Consider the following 18,289-nt stretch of genomic DNA (forward strand, 5'->3'; position numbering starts at 1 on the left):
CGCGTCGTCAGGTCTTGACGAACGGCTGGCTGAGGGTCGGTTGACCGGTGATGGCGAGGAGGGCGTTGGCGACCGCCGGTCCGATCACCGGCGTGCCGGGCTCGCCGACCCCGCTGGGCGGATTCGCGGACGGGACGATATAGGTCTCGACGGTCGGCGCTTCGGAGTTCCGCAGCACGCGATAGGTGTCGAAGTTCTGCTGGTCGACCGCCCCGTTGGTGAGGGTGATGTTCCCGAACAGCGCCGCCGACAGGCCGTAGCAGGTCCCGCCTTCCATCTGCGCCGCGATCTGGTCGGGTGAGATGGCGGTGCCACAGTCGATGGCGGTGACCACGCGGCCCACCATCGGCGTCCCGCCGTCGATCTTCACCTCGGCGATCTGGGCCACCACCGAGCCGAAGCTCTCGTGGACGGCCACGCCGCGAGTCCAGCCGAGCGGCGCGGGCGTGGTCCAGCCGGCCTTTTCCGCCGCCAGGTTCAGGACGGCGAGGTGCCGGGTCGCACCGGCCTTCTGGTAGAGCGCGCGGCGGTATTCGACGGGGTCCTTGCCCGCCTTCTTCGCCAGCTGGTCGATGGTGTGCTCCATCACATAGGCCGTGTGCGTCGCGCCCACCGAGCGCCACCACAAGACCGGCACGCCGGCGTCGGGGGTGATGACCTGGGCGTCCACGATCGGAGTGGCCTTGAGATAGGGCGAACCCATCGCCCCCTCCACCGCCGTGCCGTCGACCCCGCCGCCGCCGGGCGCCCCGGGAGGCGCCCCCTTCATGATGGACTGGGTGACGATGCGGTGACGCCAGGTGGCGGGATAGCCCTCCTTGTCGACCGTCACCCGCACGGCGTGGTGCACGAGCGGGCGATAGTAGCCGGCGCGCATGTCGTCTTCCCGCGTCCAGACCAGCTTCACGGGGCGGCCCTTGCCCACCTTCTTCGCGATGTGGACGCACTCGACCACGTAGTCCGACTGGAAGGTCGCCCGCCGTCCGAACGAGCCGCCCGCGAACAGGGTCTCGATCTCGACCGAACCGGGCAGCGCCAGGACGATCTTGGCCGTGTTCATCTGGTCCAGCGTCGGGGTCTGCGAGCCGAACACCAGCTTGGTCGGGCCCTTGCCCACCATCGCCACGCAGTTCATCGGCTCCATCGTCGCGTGGGCGAGGTAGGGGAAGTCGTAGGTGACGTCGACCGCCGCCGTCCCGGCGGCGGCCTTGGTGGCGTCGCCCTTGGAATCGAAGCCCTTCCAGCCTTTCTTCTCGTCCGTGGGACCGGCGGTCTTGCCGGAGGCCAGATCCTTGAATTCCTGGAGCAACTGAGCTGAGCCGCGGGTTTCGGCCTTCGACTCGTCCCACTCGACCTTCAGCGCGTCGCGGCCCTGGCGAGCGGCCCAGGTCGTGTCGGCGACCACGGCCACGCCGGAGGGGATCTCGTAGACATTGACCACCCCGGGAACCTTCTTCGCGTCCGTCGCGTCGAAGGACTTCACCTTGGCCCCGAACTTCGGCGCGTGGGCCACCATGGCGACCAGCATGTCCGGCAGCTTCACGTCCTGGGTGTAGCGCGCCGTCCCGTCGCTCTTGGCCTGAGCATCCTTGCGGCGCACCCGGTCGGTGCCGATCAGGGTGAAGGTCTTCGGGTCCTTCAGGGTTGGCTTCTCGGGAGGCGTGACCTTGGCGGCCTCCGACACCAGCTCGCCGAACCCGGCTTGCTTGCCGGACGCGTGACCGATCACCCCGTTCGAGACGGTGACCTCGCTCGCCGGCACGCTCCACTTGGTCGCCGCGGCCGAGACGAACATGGCCCGCGCCGCCGCGCCGGCGGTGCGCAGCTGGGTCCAGGAGTTGGAGATGGCCGACGACCCGCCGGTCCCCTGTGTCCCCCCCATGCCGGCGTTGCCGTAAAGCTTGGCGTTGGCGGCCGCCTGCTCGACCTTCACCTTGGACCAGTCGGCGTCCAGTTCCTCGGCGGCGACGGCGGCCAGGCCCGCGTGGTTCCCCTGGCCGAACTCAATGTGCTTCGAGATGACCGTGACCGTTCCGTCGGGGGCGAACTTGAGGAACGGCCCGAACGCCCCGACCTCCACCTTGGAGCCTGCGGCCAGCATGTCGGGCAGCGAGCAGCCGACCAGCAGCGAGCTGCCGGCGAGCGTCGCGCCGACCACCAGGACTTCGCGGCGACTGGCGCCGGCGACGATGTTCTTGAAGGGCTTGTTCATGGGCGTCCCTCCTACGCGGCCGGCTTCGCCGCGACGGGCGAGGCGACGGGTTGTTCGGTGGGAGTCGCCGGCATCGCTGCGGCCTCCTTGATGGCCGCGCGGATCCGCTGGTAGGCGCCGCAGCGGCAGATATTGCCATCCATCGCGGCTGTGATGGCAGCGTCGTCGGGATTTGGGTTCGACGCCAGCAGCGCGCAGGCACTCATGATCTGGCCTGACTGGCAGTAGCCGCATTGCGGCACATCCAGCTTCACCCAGGCCTGCTGGAGCGCGTGATTGCCGCCCAAGCCCTCAATCGTGGTGATTTTCGCGGCGCCCAGAGCGGAAATCGGCATCTGGCACGACCGGATCGGCTGGCCGTCCGCCAGCACCGTGCAGGCCCCGCACTGCGCGACGCCGCAGCCGTACTTCGTTCCAGTCAGCCCCAGTTCATCCCGCAGCACCCACAACAGCGGCGTGTCGGGCGGCGAGTTGACGTTCAGAGGCCGTCCGTTCACATCCACTGTCGTCGCCATGGAGCCGCTCCTCGACCTGATTTGGCTCCGATCCTAACGTTGTTCAGACGGCCCCGTAAATCCGACCTTGGCGTCGGACGCGGCCGAAGGGTAATCCGTACCGGCTCTACGAATTCCAGGAGACTTCATGCTTCGCGTCGCCGCCGCTGCCGCCGTCCTCTCGCTCGCCGCCGCCCCCGCGCTGGCCGCCGACGGGGCGCAGCTCTTCAACATGCAGTGCAAGATGTGCCATGGCGGCTCGCCGATGGGGCCGAGCCTGGCCGGCATCGCGGGGGCCAAGATCGGCGAAGGGACCTTCGCCTTCTCGCCCGCGCTGAAGAACAAGGAAGGGACCTGGACCGACGCCAACCTGGACGCGTTCCTCAAGAGCCCGACCGCCTTCGCGCCCGGGACTAAGATGATGATCTCGGTCCCCAACGACGAGAACCGCGCGGCCCTGGTCGCCTACATCAAGACCCTGAAGTAGCGATGGACGCCTTCCCCGCCTTCTTCCCGCTGGCCGGCCGCTCGGTGGCCGTGGCGGGCGAGGGGGAGGCGGCGGACGCGAAGGCCCGGCTGTTCGACGGTTCGCCCGCGTTGGTGGTGCGGCTGTCGCCGGCCGAGGCGCTGGATCATCGCGCCTATGCGGGAATGACGCTGGCCTTCGTGGCCGGGGAGGACGACCAATGGGCGCGCGAGGCCGCCGACGCCGCGCGCGCCGCCCATGTGCCGGTCAACGTCGTGGATCGGCCGGCGTTGTGCGACTTCACGACCCCGGCGCTGATCGACCGAGGCGAGGTGGTGGCCGCCATCGGCACCGGCGGCGCCTCGCCCATGCTCGCCACCATGTTGCGCCACGACATCGAGGCCCGCGTGCCGGAGGGGACCGGCCGGATCGCCGCCCTATTCCGCAGCATGCAGGACGAGGTGCGCGGAGCGTTGCCCGACGCCCACGCCCGCCGCCGCTTTCTGCGCGCCGCCCTCGCCGGGCCCGCAGCCGAGGCCGCGATGGCGGGCGACATGGAGGGCGCCCGGGAACGCCTGCGCGCCGCCTTGTTCGACAGCCCCGCGCTCGCCGGGCGGGTGCAGTACATCGACGCCCGTGGGCCTGCCGACCTGCTGACCCTGCGGGCCGCCCGCGCTCTCGCCGCCGCCGACGTGCTGGTGTGCGACACGGACGCCCACGTGGACGTGCTGGCGTTGGCTCGCCGTGACGCTGAGCGCCTCGAGGCGCAGAGGCCTGATCAGCTCGCCGAACTCGCCGCGGAGGGCTTGACGGTCGCGCGCCTCATCACGGGCTCCTCCTGGCGCACGGAACAGGCGGCGCTGAATCAGGCGGGCGTCACGACGGAGGTGCTTCCGATCGCGAGCTAATTTAATCCGGGTAATATTGACCGATTAATATATCCGGGTAATAAGGCGGCCCCGTTATGCGGAGCCCTCCATGCTCGTCCTGTCCGATGATCGCCGCGCCGCCGTGGACCGCGCCTTGACCCGCACTTTCGGGGTGGCCGAGCCGGACAGCGCTGTGCGCCTGTCCGGCGGCCTCTCGGGAGCAGGCGTCTACCGCATCCGGGTGGGCGGGATCGCCTACGTCCTGCGGCTGGAGACGCCTCGCAACGCGTTCGGCGACGTCGCCCGCGCCTACGCCTGTCTGCGCATCGCGGCCCAGGCGGCGCTGGCGCCGGGCGTCCGCTACGCCTGCGCCGACGACGGTGTGGCCATCCTCGACTACATCCAGCCCCGATCGCTGGCGCTGGACTACCCTGGCGACGGCGGGCCGCTGGTGACCGAGCTGGTCCAGGCGGTTCGGGTGCTGCACCAGGCGCCGGCGTTTCCCCCGCTCATCGACTATCTGGAGGGCATGCAGGCGCTGATCGAGCGCCATCGTGCGTCGAACCTGCTGGACCCCGCGGTGACCGCGCCCGTCCTTGGCCTCTATGCCGTGCTGGCCGCCGGCTATCGGCCGCGCGAGGAAGATCTGGTCTCCAGCCATAACGACCTCAACCCGGCCAACATCGTCTACGACGGCCGTCGACTGTGGATCATCGACTGGGAGGCGGCGTTCCTCGCCGACCGCTATGTGGACCTGGCTACGGTCGCCAACTGGTTCGCCCCAGACCCGGCGCGGGAGGACCTGCTGCTGCGCACCTATTTCAACGCCGGGCCGAGCGACGAACAGCGGGCGCGGCTCTACCTGATGCGGCAGGTGAATCACGTGTTCTACGGCATGGTGATGCTGAACGGCGCCGCCGACGAACAGCCCGAGGCCCGGCTGTCCGACCCGGATCTCTCGGGTCCCTCGCTCGATGACATCGGCGCGCGGTTGCGGCTGGGAGCCTTCGACATGACCGCCTGGGAGAACCGCATCGCCTACGCCAAGGCCCGGTTGCGGGCCGCGCGTGACGGATTGCAGGGCCCGGCGTTCGAGGCGGCAATGGCGCTCGTCGCCACCTGATGGCGGTTGCGGGTTCCTTGACTCGTTCTCTTGAGCGGGGTCGCATCGCGGCCGGCGTCTCGAGGGGATTTTCCAATGCATAGGATCGTGACCGCGTCGGTGCTGGCGCTGGTGTGGGCGGCTTCGGCCCAGGCCCAAACGACGGTGGACCCGAAGATCAAGGCGCGCGTCGAGAAGGTGCTGGCCAAGACGCCGCTGATCGACGGCCATAACGACCTGCCGGGCGAGATCCGCGGCCGGGCGGGCGGCGATCCCGGAAAGCTGGACCTGCGCGCCGACACTTCGAAATTGCCGGGCTCACGTCCCGGCCAGAGCGGCCTGATGACCGACATCCCGCGCCTGAAGGCGGGGCATGTGGGCGGCCAGTTCTGGTCGGTGTTCATCCCCGCCAGCTTCGATGGTCCGATCGCGGTGCAGATGACCCTGGAGCAGATCGACATCGTGAAGGGGATGGCGGCGCGTTACCCCGACGTTTTCGAGATGGCCTACACGGCCGACGACGTGGTCCGTATCCACAAGGCGGGAAGGGTCGCCTCGCTAATCGGCATCGAGGGCGGCCACCAGATCAACGACAGCCTGCCGGCGCTGCGCCAGATGTACGCCGCCGGGGCGCGCTACATGACGCTGACCCACGCGATCGCAAACCGCTGGGCCGACAGCGCCACCGCCAATCCCGTGCACAACGGCCTGACGCCCTTCGGCAAGGCGGTGGTGGGCGAAATGAACCGCATGGGCATGCTGGTCGACCTCAGCCACGTCTCCGAGAAGACGATGAAGGACGCTCTCGAGGTGTCGCAGGCGCCAATGATCTTCTCGCACTCGGGCGCCAAGGCCGTCGCCGACCACGCGCGCAACGTCCCGGACGACGTGCTCCTGATGGTGAAGCGCAACCGCGGCGTGGTGATGGTCAACTTCATGACCACCTATGTCTCGGAGGCGCGCAATCGCTGGGCCGCCGATCGATCGGCCGAGCAGGCGCGCTACAACGCCCCGCCCTTCGGCGGCCTCTACATCGGCCAGCCGGAGAAGGCCGCCGCCGCCCTGGCTCAATGGGACAAGGCTCATCCGGGCCCGCCCGCGACCCTCAGCCAGGTGGCCGACCACGTCGAGCACATCGCCAAGGTCTGCGGCGTCGACTGCGTGGGCATCGGCTCGGACTACGACGGCATCCCCGACACTCCGGTGGGGCTGGAGGGCGTCGACAAGTTTCCGGACCTGCTGGCCGAGCTGGCCCGCCGAGGCTGGTCGGACGAGGACCTGGGTAAGGTCGCGGGCGGCAACGTGCTGCGCGCGCTGCGCGAGGCCGAGGCCGTGGCGAAGCAGCTCCAGACGACCACCCAGCCGTCCTACGCCAAGCTCTCCGACCTCGACGGGCCGCAGAAGTAATCCAGTTGCTCCCCCGCTGGGAGAGCTGTCGGCGCATGTCGACTGAGGGGGCTCCGCTCAGAAGGTCGGGGAGGAACCCCCTCCACCGCTTCGCGGTCCCCCTCCCCCTGCGGGGGAGGAACTCGGGCTAGATTTCGATCTCCACCGAGATCGACACGGTGTCGCCTGCGGTCACGCGCTCGCGGTTCCGCACCTCGGCCTTGATGGGCAGCAGGAAGGCGCCTGACTTGCTGTCGGGAAAGATGGACGTGCGCCATTCGCTGGAGCCGAGGCGCGCGGTCACGCGGACCGATCCCCAGCCCGGCGCCTTCGGCCCACGCAACGTCTTGAGGCCCTCGCTGAATTCGGCCGGCAGGGTCACGAAGTGCCAGTTGCCGGTGTGGAAGACCCAGATCTCGGCTTCGGCTTCGTACCGCATGGTCAGCTGAGCGGCTTGCCCTTGGTCTCGGGCAGCAGGAACAGGCAGGTGACGATCGAGATCACCGTGAAGACCAGCGGGAACCAGAGCCCGGAGTAGAGATCGCCCACGGTGGTGACGATGGCGAAGGCGGTGAACGGCACGAAGCCGCCAACCCAGCCGGTGCCGATGTGATAGGGCAGGGACATGGCCGTGTAGCGCACCCGCGTCGGGAACAGCTCCACCAGGCAGGCGGCGATCGGTCCATACAGCGCGGTCGCGGCGATCACGAACACCAGGAGGACGCCGAACGCGCCGGGCAGGTTCATGCGCTTCGGGTCGGCCTTGGGCGGATAGCCGGCCTGGGCCAGCGCGGTCTTGAGCCGCGTCTCGACGCTGGTCTTCACCGCCTTGGCGACCGGCGGAGACAGGCCCTCGGCGCCGGTCGACGGCACGGTCCGGGCGCCGATCCGCACCAGCGCGGGCTGGCCCGCCACGCCTGGCTCGTTGCGGTAAGACACGCCCGCATTGGCCAGGGTCGACTTTGCGATGTCGCACGACGACACGAAGGTCGCCTTGCCCACCGGGTCGAACTGCAATGAGCAGTCGGCCGGGTCTGCGATGACCACCACCGGCGTGGCGGCCTCCGCTTCGGCCAGGGCCGGGTTCAGCGTCTTCGACAACATGTGGAAGCCGGGGAAGTAGGCGGCGGTCATCAGGGCCATGCCGAACAGCATGACCGGCTTGCGGCCGATCCGGTCCGACAGCCAGCCGAACACCACGTAGAGCACGGCGCTGGCCGCGGTGGCCGACAGCATCAGGATGTTGATGGTCTCGGGCGGAACCTTCAGGAAGCGCTCCATGAAGGTCTGCACGTAGAAGAACGCCGTGTACCAGACCGCCCCCTGGGCGAACATGACGGCTGCCAGCGCGATCAGCACCAGCTTGAGATTGGGCCAATGGCCGAAGGCTTCCTTGAAGGGCGCCTTGGTCTGATTGCCCTCGGCCTTCAGCTTGGCGAACTCGGGACTCTCGGTGAGCTTCAGGCGCATCCAGATCGAGATGACCAGCAACACGCCTGAGAACAGGAACGGGATCCGCCAGCCCCACGCGTCGAAGGCCGCATTGCCGATGGCCGTACGGGTGACCAGGATGACGATCAGGGCGCCGAACAGGCCGAAGGCCGCCGATGTCTGGATCCAGCTGGTCGCCTGGCCCCGGCCGTTCGACGGGGCGTGCTCGGCCACATAGATCGCCGCGCCGCCGTATTCGCCGCCGAGGGCGAAGCCCTGGATGATCCGCATGAGGATCAGTAGCGCCGGGCCGATGATGCCGGCCTGGGTGTAGCTGGGCAGCAGGCCGATCGCGACGGTGGCGCCGCCCATCAGCAGCACGGTGGCCAGGAACGCGCCCTTGCGGCCCGCCTTGTCGCCGATCCGCCCGAACACCAGCGCGCCCAGCGGTCGGAACAGGAAGCCCGCCCCGAACAGCGCCAGCGCCGCCGCGAGCGCCGCGGTCTCGGGCAGGCCGGTGAAGAAGGTCTTTGAGATGACGCCGGTCAGGCTTCCGAAGACGAAGAAGTCGTACCACTCGAAGGTCGTGCCCGCAGATGACGCGGCCACCACGGTCCGTAGCGACGTCGGCTTTTCGGGCGCGTCCGCCGCGGCGAGTTCCGCCATGCTTCGTCTTCCTTCCCCAAGGACTTGTGCGGTCCCGTCTAGCGCGGAACTTCGCGGCTATACCAGCGTCGTCTTCACCACCCGCTCCAGCACCACCAGCGGCATGCGACCGCGGCGCAGGACCTCGTGGAACTGCTTGATATCGAAGCGGTCGCCCTGGCGTTTGCGAGCGTCTTCGCGCAGGCGCACCCACTCATTGTGGCCGACCTTGTAGCTGGTGGCCTGGCCCGGCCAGACGCAGTAGCGATCGATCTCGCGCTGCATGCCGCCGCGCGGCCGACCCGTGGCCTCGACCATGTAGTTCGTCGCCTGTTCGCGGCTCCAGCGCTTGGCGTGCAGCCCCGTGTCGACCACGAGGCGCACGGCGCGGAACAGGATCGACTGCAGATAGCCGATCTTGCCCAGCGGATCGTCGTCGTAGCAGCCCAGCTCGTCGCCCAGCTGCTCGGCATAGAGGCCCCAGCCCTCGCCATAGGCCGAGAAGCCGCCGCCTTGGCGCCGGATCATCGGGATGTCGGTGGACTGCTGGCTGATCGCGCCCTGCCACAGGTGGCCGGGGTAGGCTTCGTGGAACGCCAGGCTGGGCAGCGAATAGCGCGGCCACTCCGCGGTGTCCTTGAGGTTGATGTAGAACCGCCCCGGACGCTTGCCGTCCAGCGAGGCGCCCTGAGCGTAGCCGTTGGCCGCCCCGTCCTCGATGGCCGGCGGCACCCGGACGATCTCCATCGGCGCGTTCGGAATGGTGGCGAACACCGTCGGCAGGCGCTTCTCCACGTCCCGCACCCGCGTGTTCAGGTAGACCAGCAATTCGGCGCGGCCGGCGTCGGTGTTGGCGTAGAGCTGGTCTGGGCGGTGGTTCAGCGCCACCAGTCGCTCGGTCACCGAGCCGCCCGCCAACCCCTGGGCCTGGAGCTGCGCGTCGATCTGGGCGGTGAGCTCCTTGACCTGCCGCAGGCCGAGCTGGTGGATTTCCTCCGGCTTCAGCGCGGTGGTCGTCTGATAGCCGACGGCGCCAGCGTAGAAGGCCTCTCCGTCCGGGATCTTCCAGATGCCCGCGTCGTCGCTGGCGGTCTTGCGCAACGCATCGACGGCGGCCTTCTGGCGCGCGATCGCGGGCTTCACCGACTTCGCCAGGATGTCCTCCGCGCGCGCCTGCCAGTCGCCCGTGACGCCGGCCGCCGCGGCCTTCCTGGCAAAGGCCGTCGCCAGGCTGTCGGACGCCGCCAGCTTGCCCAGCTGCACGCTGGTCTGCTCCAGAAGGAAGCCCGGCGCCAGCACCCCCTTGGCCGCCTCGGCCTTCAGGCTGGCCGTCGACGCGTCGAGCGCCGTGGCGAAGGCTCGCAGCCGCTGAAGGTAGGCGTCGGCGTCGGCCGCCGTCTGCACCGGGTGCTTGCTGTCGAGGAAGTCGGGTATGGCCTGGTATGGCCCCGAGAGCTGGCTCACCACGTAGGGCGAGTAGGGGGCGTAGGAGAAGCTGGCGGAGGGTCCTTCGCCGAACCGGAAGCGCTCGCCGCCAGTGACCGCCGTCTCATACTGGTAGGTGACCACGTCGTAGTCGATCTGGGCGGCCGCCGAGAGTTTCGCCCGGTCGATGGCCTTCAGGCGTGCGAGCCGGCCCTTGGTGCGCTGGAACATCGCCACGCGGCCGGCCTGCGAATAGTCGCTGAGCCGTGCCCGCAGCCCGGCCCGGGGGCCGGTGTCCAGGCCCAGGCTGCTGGCCGCCTCAGGGGCCTCGTCGATCTGCTCGTCCCAGAACTTGTCGAGCAGGGCGCGAAGCCGGGCGTCCTCCCCTGACTGCGCGAAAGCCGGCGAAGCGGCGGCCAGCGCGACGCCCGCGGCGCCCTGGAGGAAAAGCCTGCGATCCATGGAAGTCCCCGACGCAACGAAGCGGGGACCCTAGCCGACCCGATCCGGCTGACAAGCCGGCGGCGGCGCGAGCGCCCCTGCTCCGGCGCTCGCAAGTGGGGGTGTGGGCCGGAGCAGGGACTGCCGCTAGGCGGCGGGAACCGCCCGACGGTAGCGGAGGATCGCGCCCAGGCCGAAGAAGCCGAGCAGCATCAGAGCCCAGCTCGTGGGCTCGGGAACCGCCTGGAACGACCCGGCGAGATCGTCAAACTCCAGCGAGTTGTAGCGCGAGGCGAAGATCACCTTGGTCACGCCGAATGAACCGAAGTCGTAGGTCAGCCGACGGCCCCAGCTCCGGTCGCCGGTGCTCGCCGCGAGCGGTTGCCACAGCTGCGAGCCGTTCAGGGTCACGTCGTAGTTCAGTCCGATGAACCGGATCGAATTGTAGCTGTCGGGCGAGCCCATGAAGAGGCTGATCTTCTTCAGCGGCTTGACCGAGACGAGGGTCGCCGCCTTGCCGCCCGCCACCGTCAGATAGTTGGTCACGTCGCCCGGCGGCGGCGCCGTCATGCCGGTCAGCACGCCGAGGGCGCCCGAGCGGATGTAGCCGCCACCCGTCAGCGTGAAGCCCGCCGCGATGGGGCTGTCGAAGGTGTCGATCATGAACATGCCGGCCGGCAGCGGCGTGCTGGTGACCTGCGACGTGAGGATCGGCGTCGCCGCGAGCGCGGGCGTCGCGGCCGCGGCCAGCAGGCAGGCGGCGACCAGGGCGTTGCGCGGGGTGTTCATCGTCGGGACTCCATCGCCCCGACAGGCCGGGGACATCACTCCACCCGAAGGTATTGGAATGGTGTGCGGCGCAGCAATCCGGGCTGAAGGTAGGGCCCGACCCCTATCTTTCGGTCAGGTGTCTTCCCGTCGTAGGATCCGGAATACTGGCGCCGTCAGGCGGGACCGCGCCGGCCATGGAAAGTCGGAACTGAGCTTTTGAACGGCGGTCACCTGCTCTCCGTCCGCAGCGGTCGCGTTGTCGCCGTTGGCCGCGCGGTGCTCGCGCTCTTTCTCCTGGCCTCGTTCCTGCTGGGCGCGGTCACGCCCGCGACCGACCATCTCGTGCTCTTGCTGCTGCTAGGGAATCTCGGCTGGAGCCTGGCCGTGCTGGGCGCGAGCCGGAGCCGGGTCCTGGCCTATCGCCTCACCCGCATCGCGGGACCGCTGGCCGGCATCGACTTCGCGGTCTTCACCCTGCTGCTCTATCTGACCAGCGGCGCCGACAGCCCCTTCTTCAGCCCCTTCATCATCCTGATCCTGGGCGCGACGATCCAATGGGGCTCGCGGGGAGCGCTGGCCACGGGGGCGGCGACGCTGCTCGCCTTCGCGCCCGCCGGATGGCAGGTGATGTTCGGCCACGACCGCGACGGCACGGCCGCGCAGGCCTTCGTGCTCCGCATGGGCTATACGGCCGTCGTCTCGGTCATGCTGATCGCGTTCGGCCGCCACGTGGAACGCGTCGTCGAGGAGCTGTCCCGCCTGTCGGATCCGCTGCCCGAGATCGAGGCCGACGCGGCTCTGCCGGTCCGGGAATGCCTGCGCCATGCGCTCTGGGTCTTCGGAGCCGAGCGGGGGATGTTCCTGTGGGAGGAGGGCGACGAGCCCTATGCCTCGCTAACGATCCTCGATCATGATCGCTACCAGACCCTCCACCTTCCCCCCGGCGGCGAGGACTGGATCGTTCCCGAGGCCGCAGAGTCGGTCTTCCTGTTTCATCCCCGCGGCGCCACGACGCTGATACGCCGGGGCCGGCGAACGATCACCGGACCTCCCGCGCCCGTGGCCGGCGCGCTCCTGAAGGAGGTTCCCTTCGAGCGGGCGCTGGTCATCCCGGCGTTCACCCCAAGCCTATCGGGCTGGGTGTTCGTCTTCGACCATGAGGAACCCGCCAACGAGGATCTCGCCATCGGCGCCATGGTCAGCGCACAGGTCTCGGTGGCCCTCGAGCGGTGGGAAACCCAGCGGACGCTGCGCGCCGCCGCCGCAGCGGAGGACCGCATCCACCTGTCGCGCGACCTGCATGACGGCGTGCTGCAGTTCCTGGCCGGCGCCGGCCTCCAGCTCGACAGCCTGTCTCGCCTCGACCTGCCGCCGGAGGCCGAGGTGCAGATCGCCACCCTGCGCCAGGCCATCAACGAGGAGCGGCGCGAGTTGCGGGGCTTCATCTCTACGCTGCGGCCCACGCGCGGCGACCACGCCCCCTCCGAGCAGCCCCTCGGGCAGGAGCTCACCGAGCTCGCCGAGCGGCTTTCGCGCTACTGGACGATCGCGGTGACCGTCGACGTCGCGCCCGCGGATCTGAAGGTGTCTCGGCGGTTCGGCTACGAGCTGGGCCGCATCGTGCGGGAGTCCGTCGCCAACGCCGTGCGCCACGGGCGGGCAGGGAAGGTCACCGTCTCGGCCCGCGCCGATGCGGGGCGTCTGGCGATCGACATCCAGGATGATGGCGCGGGCTTCGAGTTCCAGGGCGTGCTGTCCGCCGAGCAGATCGAACGGGGCGGCGGCGCCCCACGCTCGCTGCTCGAGCGCGTCCGGGCGCTGAATGGACGGCTGGCGCTGCGTTCGGGCGGCGAAGGCGCGGCCGTGATGATCGATGTGCCGCTGGGAGTTGCCGGATGACGACCCTCGTGGTGGCCGACGATCACCCCCTCATGCTCGACGCCGTGGCGGGGCTCTTCCGTCCGCCGGCCTTCTCTGTGGTCGCCCGCTGCCAGGACGGCGCCCAGGCGCGTGACGCGATCCTGCAGCATCGGCCCGAACTGGCGATCCTCGACGTCCACATGCCCCGCGTCACCGGCCTCGAACTGCTTGCCCGGGCCCGCGCCGACGGATGGGCGACCAGGATCCTGCTTCTCACCGCAAGTCTGGAGCCCGAGCCCATCGTGGAGGCCATCCGCCTGAAGGTGGACGGCCTGATCCTCAAGGGCGCGAGCGCCGATGTCATGGTCCGGGCCGCGGAGGCGGTGGCCGGTGGCGCGCAGTGGATCGACAAGGAGGCGATGGAACAGGTGATCGGCATCCTCGCGGCGCCGCCCAAGCCTGAGCCGGTGGCCCTGACCCCGCGGGAGACCGACGTGGTGCGCCATGTGGCCCAGGGCCGGCGCAACAAGGAAATCGCCAGGGACCTCGGCATCTCGGAGGGCACCGTGAAGATGCACCTGCACAATCTCTATGAGAAACTGTCGGTCTCCTCGCGCACCGAGCTCGCGATCCTCGCGCAGGAGCGCAAGCTGGGCTGACGTCGGGGCCTTAGGCCGCGGCCGTATCCGTCTGCGCGTCCTCAGGCGTGTCGCGGTTGGCGGCGGCCTGGGCGATCTCGGCCAGCAGCAGTCCGGGTGCGATGGGCTTGCCCACGACCCCATCCATGCCCGCGTCCAGATAGGCCTGGCGCTGGTGGGCGAGCACATTGGCGGTCAACGCCACGATGGGTGTCTCCGCCGCTGCGCCGCCCAGGGCCCTGATGCGGCGCGCCGCCTCCACGCCGTCGATACCCGGCATCTGGATGTCCATCAGGATCAGATCGAAGCCGCCCCTCTCCGCCGCCTCGACGCCCGCATAGCCATCGACGGCCGTTTCGACCGCCGCCCCCAGGTTCTCGAGCAGCTTGGTGGCGATCAGGCGATTGGTCGGGTTGTCCTCGACCACCAGGACGCGGACGCCGTCCAGGAGCATGTCCAGGGCCTCGGCGGGCTCGACCTGGGCGGCGGCGGGTTCGGCGCGAACCTCGATCCAGAACGTCGAACCTCTGCCCTCGGCCGACTTGAAGCCCACGTCGCCATCCATCATCTCGGCCAGACGCCGGGTGATCGCCAGGCCCAGGCCCGAGCCACCGAACTTCCGGGTCGTCGAGGCGTCGGCCTGGTTGAAGCGTTCGAACAGCCGATCCTGCGCCGCCTCGGGGATGCCGACTCCGGTGTCCTCGACCTCGAAGCGCAGCACGCCCGCGTCGGCCTTGCGGCAACGGACGACCACGCGGCCCGCCTCGGTGAATTTCACGGCGTTGCCGACCAGGTTGAACAGCGCCTGGCGCAGTCGCACCGGGTCGGACTTCACCCAGCCCACGGCGGGATCGGCGTCGACGACGAGCTGCAGCCCCTTGGCCTTGGCCTGCGGCTCGAGCAGGCGCACCACCCCCTCGACCAGCATGGCCGGATCGACCGGCTCGCAGGCCAGCTCGAGGCGGCCCGCCTCGATTTTGGAGAAGTCGATTACGTCGTTCAGCAGCTCGGCTAGCATCTGGCCGCACGACAGCGCCTCGCGCAGCAGGCCGCGGCCGTCGTCGGTGAGGCGTTCGTTCTTGAGCAGGTGGAGGACGCCCATTACGCCGTTCATCGGCGTGCGGATCTCATGGCTCATGTTGGCCAGGAAGGCGGCCTTGGCCTCGGCGGCGGCCTCGGCGGCGGCCTGAGCCTCCTTGAGCGCGATCTCCTGGCGCTTGAGCGCATCGCAGTCCTGCACGAGGCCCACGGCCTTCAGCCATCGGCCGTTCCGCGATGTCACCAGATGGTGGTGAACCCGCACCCACCGCTCGGCGCCGTCAGGCCGCACGATGCGGGCCTCGAAGCTCTCCCCCGACTTCTTGTCGCCTCGGTGCAGCGCGCGGAACGACGCGCGGACGTGAGGCAGATCGTCGACGTGGAAGCCGGGATAGCGGAGGCGGGTGGCTTCCTCGTAGCTGGAATTGTGCTGGCCGGTGATCCGCTCGAACTCGGGCGACGACCAGAAGGCCTTCCGGACGTGATCGATCTCGTACACGCCAGCCTGGGCGGCTTCGAGCGCCAGGTTGAGGCGGGCGGCCAGGGCCTGGGCGTCGCGGCGGGCCTTGCGGGCGGTCTGTTCGCCCTTGCGCGCGGCGTCGCGGGCTTCGGCCAGCTCGGTGATGTCCTCTGAAATCCCCTTGAGCGCATGGACGCCATCGCTGAGGCGCTCGGTTCGGACCGTGACGCGCATGGTCAGCCATCGGTCGCGAGCCCAGATCCGGTGTTCGACCCGGCGAGGCTGTCCCGTCTCCACCGAGTCGGTCATGGCCGCCGCCAGCTTGGCGCGATCGCTGGGATGAACGACCTCGTAGAACTTGCTGGCGGTCCACTCGATGGTGGGATCGAAGCCCACCAGCCCCATGATCTCGTCCGACCACCAGATGACGCCTGTGCGCGGGTCGAATTCCCAGATCCCGATGCCGGCCGCGGCGCCCAGGTCCTTGCGCGTGCGCTGCGCCTCCTCACTCTCCTCGCGATAGGCGCGCTCGGCGCTGATGTCGCGCATGCTGCCGATGTGGCAGCCGTCCTCCATCACCTGACGGCGGGCGGCGACCCAACGCCAGGCGCCGTGGCGGTCCTTGAGGCGGACCTCGGCTTCGCTCACGTCCCCCGGGCGGGCGACGTCGGCGCGTGATCGGATGCCCGTGACCTCGTCGGGGTGGCAGAAGTCGAACACAGAGCGGCCGATCAACTCGGCCACGCCGAGGCCAGTGAACTCCGCCCAGGCCTGGTTCACCTGCAGCAGGGTCCCGTCGGGCGCGACGACCTGCATCAGGTCGCGGCTGTTGTCGAACAGCCACTGCGCCATCTGGGCCCTGTCGGCGGCGCCTTCAGCGCTCTTCCGAACCATCTGTTCTCCCCGTGCCTGTGCCCTCCCCGTGCTGTGGGCTGGTCAGGCGCGCGAAGGATTAGGCCGGGAGTGTAAATTTAAGGTTGTGCCAAAAATCGGCGTTCCGTCGCATGGCCGACATTCCCGCCGATTTTTCCAAGACTTAGAATTCTAACTTCTCGTGACTTTAGAACGCGCTCTCGCCTGTGATAGCCCGGCCCAGGATGAGCGCGTGCACGTCGTGGGCGCCCTCATAGGTGTTGACCGTCTCCAGGTTCGAGGCGTGGCGCATCACGTGGTACTCGCCCGAGATACCGTTGCCGCCGTGCATGTCGCGGGCGACGCGGGCGATATCCAGCGCCTTGCCGCAGTTGTTGCGCTTCAGCATCGAGATGGCTTCGGGAACCCATGCACCCTCATCGATCAGCCGGCCAAGGGCCAGGGCGCCCTCGAAGCCCAGGGCGATCTCGGTGGACATGTCGGCCAGCTTCTTCTGCACGAGCTGGCGCGAGGCCAGGGTGCGGCCGAAGAGGCTGCGGCTGGAGACGTAGTCGCGGCTAGCGTGCAAGCAGAACTCCGCCGCGCCCATGGCGCCCCAGGCGATGCCGTAGCGCGCCTTGTTCAGGCACGAGAACGGGCCGCGCAGGCCTTCCACGCCCGGCAGCATGGCGTCTTCCGGCACATGCACGTCCGACAGCGCGATCTCGCCGGTGACCGAGGCGCGCAGCGACAGCTTGTTCTGGATCTTGGGGGTCTCGAAGCCCTTGGTCCCGCGCTCGACCAGGAAGCCGCGGATCTTGCCGTCCAGCTTGGCCCACACGAGGGCCACGTCGCTGACCGGGCTGTTCGTGATCCACATCTTGGCCCCGTTCAACACGTAGCCGTCCGAGACCTTCTTGGCGGTGGTGCGCATCGAAGCGGGGTCCGAGCCGCCGTCGGGCTCGGTCAGGCCGAAGCAGCCGATGATCTTCCCGGCGGCCATGCCGGGCAGGTACTTGCGCTTCTGCTCCTCCGAGCCGAACGCATAGATTGGATACATCACCAGCGAACTCTGCACGCTCATGGCCGAGCGATAGCCGCTGTCGATCGCCTCGATCTCGCGGGCGATCAGGCCATAGGCCACGTGGTTCACGCCGGCGCAGCCGTATTCCTCGGGCAGCGTCGGGCCGAGGAAGCCCAGCTCGCCCATCTCGGTCATGATCTCGCGGTCGAACCGCTCTTCGGCATAGGCCGAGACGACGCGCGGCAGCAGTTTCTCGCGTGCGTACTGGCGGGCGGCCTCCCAGACCATCCGCTCCTCCTCCGAGAGGCGCGACGACATGTCGAGGGGATCGTCCCACCGGTAGGTCTTCTGCGGGGCGCCGGAATCGAGCGGCATGGGAGGTCTCCTGACGTCAACTGCGCGCGGGATACCGGGTTTTCAGGCCTGGGTGTAGCGCCTTCGCGTTTCGCGGCTGAAAGGCGCCTAGAGCTCGGCCCACATCCTCAGGAGGTTCTGGTAGGTCCCGGTCAAGGAGACGATGGCTGGCGCGCCCAGCCCCACGTCCTGCGCCAGGTTCTGGATCGCCACGTCCATGTCGAACAGCAGCGCGCGCCTGGCGTCGTCGCGGATCAGGCTCTGGATCCAGAAAAAGCTGGCCACCCGCTCGCCCCGTGTCACCGGCATGACGCGATGCAGGCTGGACGCCGGGTAGAGGATCAGGTCACCCGCCGGCAGCTTCACCTCGTGAGACCCGTAGGTGTCCTCGACGACCAGCTCGCCGCCCTCATAGTCGTCTGGATCCGTTAGGAAGAGCGTCGCCGAGAGGTCGGTCCGGATGCGGACGTTCTGGTCGCGCTGAAAACGCATGGCGTTGTCGATGTGGTCGCCGAAGGTGCTGCCCGGCCCATAGCGATTGAATAGCGGCGGATAGACCGTGTGGGCCAGCGAGGACGCCATGAAGAGCTGGCTTCGGGTCACGGCTTCGCGGACCAGGGCCCCGGCCTTCCGCGCAGCGTCGGAGTCCTCGGGGAGCTGCAGGTTCTGCTTCGCCAGCCGCGACTGCTTGCCGGAGGTGGCGTTGCCGTCTTCCCAGTCGGCGGCGTCGATGAGCGTGCGCATCTGGGCCACCTGCGCCGGTGTCAGCACACCCGGAATGTGGAGCATCATGGCGTCACCCTAGAATAAATTGCGCCCCG

The 18,289-nt window shown here is 69.0% G+C and carries 15 protein-coding genes; 6 read left to right on the top strand and 9 right to left on the bottom strand.

Annotated features, from left to right (window positions below; translation table 11 throughout):
- Positions 1-7: 7 nt before the first annotated feature.
- Together ACODSY_RS04060 and ACODSY_RS04065 are read right to left on the bottom strand one after the other, a co-directional pair.
- On the bottom strand, positions 8-2,212 hold the full coding sequence (locus tag ACODSY_RS04060; RefSeq protein ID WP_488950371.1) for a xanthine dehydrogenase family protein molybdopterin-binding subunit: 2,205 nt from the start codon (positions 2,210-2,212) through the stop codon (positions 8-10).
- An 11-nt stretch (positions 2,213-2,223) separates the two neighbouring features.
- Positions 2,224-2,727, bottom strand: a complete 504-nt coding sequence (locus ACODSY_RS04065; RefSeq protein ID WP_488950372.1) for a (2Fe-2S)-binding protein — start codon at positions 2,725-2,727, stop codon at positions 2,224-2,226.
- A 127-nt stretch (positions 2,728-2,854) separates the two neighbouring features.
- On the opposite strand from ACODSY_RS04065, the gene ACODSY_RS04070 reads away from it, so the two are divergent.
- The 4 genes from ACODSY_RS04070 (at position 2,855) to ACODSY_RS04085 (ending at position 6,550) form a co-directional block, all read left to right on the top strand.
- The gene (locus ACODSY_RS04070) at positions 2,855-3,193 is read left to right on the top strand and encodes a c-type cytochrome (protein WP_488950373.1); all 339 of its coding nucleotides are present in this window, start codon (positions 2,855-2,857) and stop codon (positions 3,191-3,193) included.
- Between the two features lie 2 nt (positions 3,194-3,195).
- Positions 3,196-4,080 carry a precorrin-2 dehydrogenase/sirohydrochlorin ferrochelatase family protein gene (locus ACODSY_RS04075; protein WP_488950374.1) on the top strand — a complete coding sequence of 295 codons (885 nt, stop codon included), beginning with the start codon at positions 3,196-3,198 and terminating at the stop codon, positions 4,078-4,080.
- A 70-nt stretch (positions 4,081-4,150) separates the two neighbouring features.
- Positions 4,151-5,164: a phosphotransferase gene (locus tag ACODSY_RS04080; RefSeq protein WP_488950375.1), complete on the top strand. Its 1,014-nt coding sequence runs from the start codon at positions 4,151-4,153 to the stop codon at positions 5,162-5,164.
- 75 nt (positions 5,165-5,239) lie between these two features.
- Complete coding sequence (locus tag ACODSY_RS04085; protein WP_488950376.1) at positions 5,240-6,550, top strand: dipeptidase; 1,311 nt, start codon at positions 5,240-5,242, stop codon at positions 6,548-6,550.
- Positions 6,551-6,677: 127 nt separating this feature from the next.
- Here ACODSY_RS04085 and ACODSY_RS04090 read toward each other — a convergent pair whose 3' ends face one another.
- The 4 genes from ACODSY_RS04090 to ACODSY_RS04105 form a co-directional block, all read right to left on the bottom strand.
- On the bottom strand, positions 6,678-6,968 hold the full coding sequence (locus ACODSY_RS04090; RefSeq protein WP_488950377.1) for a DUF1905 domain-containing protein: 291 nt from the start codon (positions 6,966-6,968) through the stop codon (positions 6,678-6,680).
- A gap of 2 nt (positions 6,969-6,970) precedes the next feature.
- A complete protein-coding gene (locus ACODSY_RS04095; protein WP_488950378.1) occupies positions 6,971-8,626 on the bottom strand; it encodes an MFS transporter in 1,656 nt (551 codons plus the stop codon).
- A gap of 57 nt (positions 8,627-8,683) precedes the next feature.
- Positions 8,684-10,492, bottom strand: a complete 1,809-nt coding sequence (locus tag ACODSY_RS04100; protein WP_488950379.1) for a DUF885 domain-containing protein — start codon at positions 10,490-10,492, stop codon at positions 8,684-8,686.
- Positions 10,493-10,618: 126 nt separating this feature from the next.
- Positions 10,619-11,260 carry a PEP-CTERM sorting domain-containing protein gene (locus ACODSY_RS04105; protein WP_488950380.1) on the bottom strand — a complete coding sequence of 214 codons (642 nt, stop codon included), beginning with the start codon at positions 11,258-11,260 and terminating at the stop codon, positions 10,619-10,621.
- A gap of 258 nt (positions 11,261-11,518) precedes the next feature.
- Between ACODSY_RS04105 and ACODSY_RS04110 the strand changes: the two genes are divergently transcribed.
- Entirely contained in the window at positions 11,519-13,141 is a 1,623-nt protein-coding gene (locus tag ACODSY_RS04110) for a sensor histidine kinase (RefSeq protein WP_488950381.1), read from the top strand.
- On the top strand, positions 13,138-13,761 hold the full coding sequence (locus ACODSY_RS04115; protein WP_488950382.1) for a LuxR C-terminal-related transcriptional regulator: 624 nt from the start codon (positions 13,138-13,140) through the stop codon (positions 13,759-13,761). Before ACODSY_RS04110 ends, ACODSY_RS04115 begins: the two co-directional genes overlap by 4 nt.
- Before the next feature lie 10 nt (positions 13,762-13,771).
- On the opposite strand, the gene ACODSY_RS04120 is transcribed toward ACODSY_RS04115, so the two are convergent.
- The 3 genes from ACODSY_RS04120 to ACODSY_RS04130 form a co-directional block, all read right to left on the bottom strand.
- The gene (locus ACODSY_RS04120) at positions 13,772-16,132 is read right to left on the bottom strand and encodes an ATP-binding protein (protein WP_488950383.1); all 2,361 of its coding nucleotides are present in this window, start codon (positions 16,130-16,132) and stop codon (positions 13,772-13,774) included.
- Positions 16,133-16,298: 166 nt separating this feature from the next.
- A complete protein-coding gene (locus ACODSY_RS04125) occupies positions 16,299-17,489 on the bottom strand; it encodes an acyl-CoA dehydrogenase (protein ID WP_488950384.1) in 1,191 nt (396 codons plus the stop codon).
- An 87-nt stretch (positions 17,490-17,576) separates the two neighbouring features.
- Positions 17,577-18,260 carry a Fe2+-dependent dioxygenase gene (locus tag ACODSY_RS04130; RefSeq protein WP_488950385.1) on the bottom strand — a complete coding sequence of 228 codons (684 nt, stop codon included), beginning with the start codon at positions 18,258-18,260 and terminating at the stop codon, positions 17,577-17,579.
- Positions 18,261-18,289 lie beyond the last annotated feature (29 nt).

It is taken from the genome of Phenylobacterium sp. FG114 (genome assembly GCF_057809855.1).

What these genes read in the sequence shown, in the direction of transcription:
- ACODSY_RS04070 (WP_488950373.1), top strand. Translation starts at nt 2,855, where the DNA reads ATGCTTCGCGTCGCCGCCGCTGCCGCCGTCCTCTCGCTCGCCGCCGCC.
- ACODSY_RS04080 (WP_488950375.1), top strand. Translation starts at nt 4,151, where the DNA reads ATGCTCGTCCTGTCCGATGATCGCCGCGCCGCCGTGGACCGCGCCTTG.
- ACODSY_RS04100 (WP_488950379.1), bottom strand. Translation starts at nt 10,492, where the DNA reads ATGGATCGCAGGCTTTTCCTCCAGGGCGCCGCGGGCGTCGCGCTGGCC.
- ACODSY_RS04115 (WP_488950382.1), top strand. Translation starts at nt 13,138, where the DNA reads ATGACGACCCTCGTGGTGGCCGACGATCACCCCCTCATGCTCGACGCC.
- ACODSY_RS04105 (WP_488950380.1), bottom strand. Translation starts at nt 11,260, where the DNA reads ATGAACACCCCGCGCAACGCCCTGGTCGCCGCCTGCCTGCTGGCCGCG.
- ACODSY_RS04060 (WP_488950371.1), bottom strand. Translation starts at nt 2,212, where the DNA reads ATGAACAAGCCCTTCAAGAACATCGTCGCCGGCGCCAGTCGCCGCGAA.
- ACODSY_RS04075 (WP_488950374.1), top strand. Translation starts at nt 3,196, where the DNA reads ATGGACGCCTTCCCCGCCTTCTTCCCGCTGGCCGGCCGCTCGGTGGCC.
- ACODSY_RS04130 (WP_488950385.1), bottom strand. Translation starts at nt 18,260, where the DNA reads ATGATGCTCCACATTCCGGGTGTGCTGACACCGGCGCAGGTGGCCCAG.
- ACODSY_RS04120 (WP_488950383.1), bottom strand. Translation starts at nt 16,132, where the DNA reads ATGGTTCGGAAGAGCGCTGAAGGCGCCGCCGACAGGGCCCAGATGGCG.
- ACODSY_RS04095 (WP_488950378.1), bottom strand. Translation starts at nt 8,626, where the DNA reads ATGGCGGAACTCGCCGCGGCGGACGCGCCCGAAAAGCCGACGTCGCTA.
- ACODSY_RS04085 (WP_488950376.1), top strand. Translation starts at nt 5,240, where the DNA reads ATGCATAGGATCGTGACCGCGTCGGTGCTGGCGCTGGTGTGGGCGGCT.
- ACODSY_RS04090 (WP_488950377.1), bottom strand. Translation starts at nt 6,968, where the DNA reads ATGCGGTACGAAGCCGAAGCCGAGATCTGGGTCTTCCACACCGGCAAC.
- ACODSY_RS04125 (WP_488950384.1), bottom strand. Translation starts at nt 17,489, where the DNA reads ATGCCGCTCGATTCCGGCGCCCCGCAGAAGACCTACCGGTGGGACGAT.
- ACODSY_RS04065 (WP_488950372.1), bottom strand. Translation starts at nt 2,727, where the DNA reads ATGGCGACGACAGTGGATGTGAACGGACGGCCTCTGAACGTCAACTCG.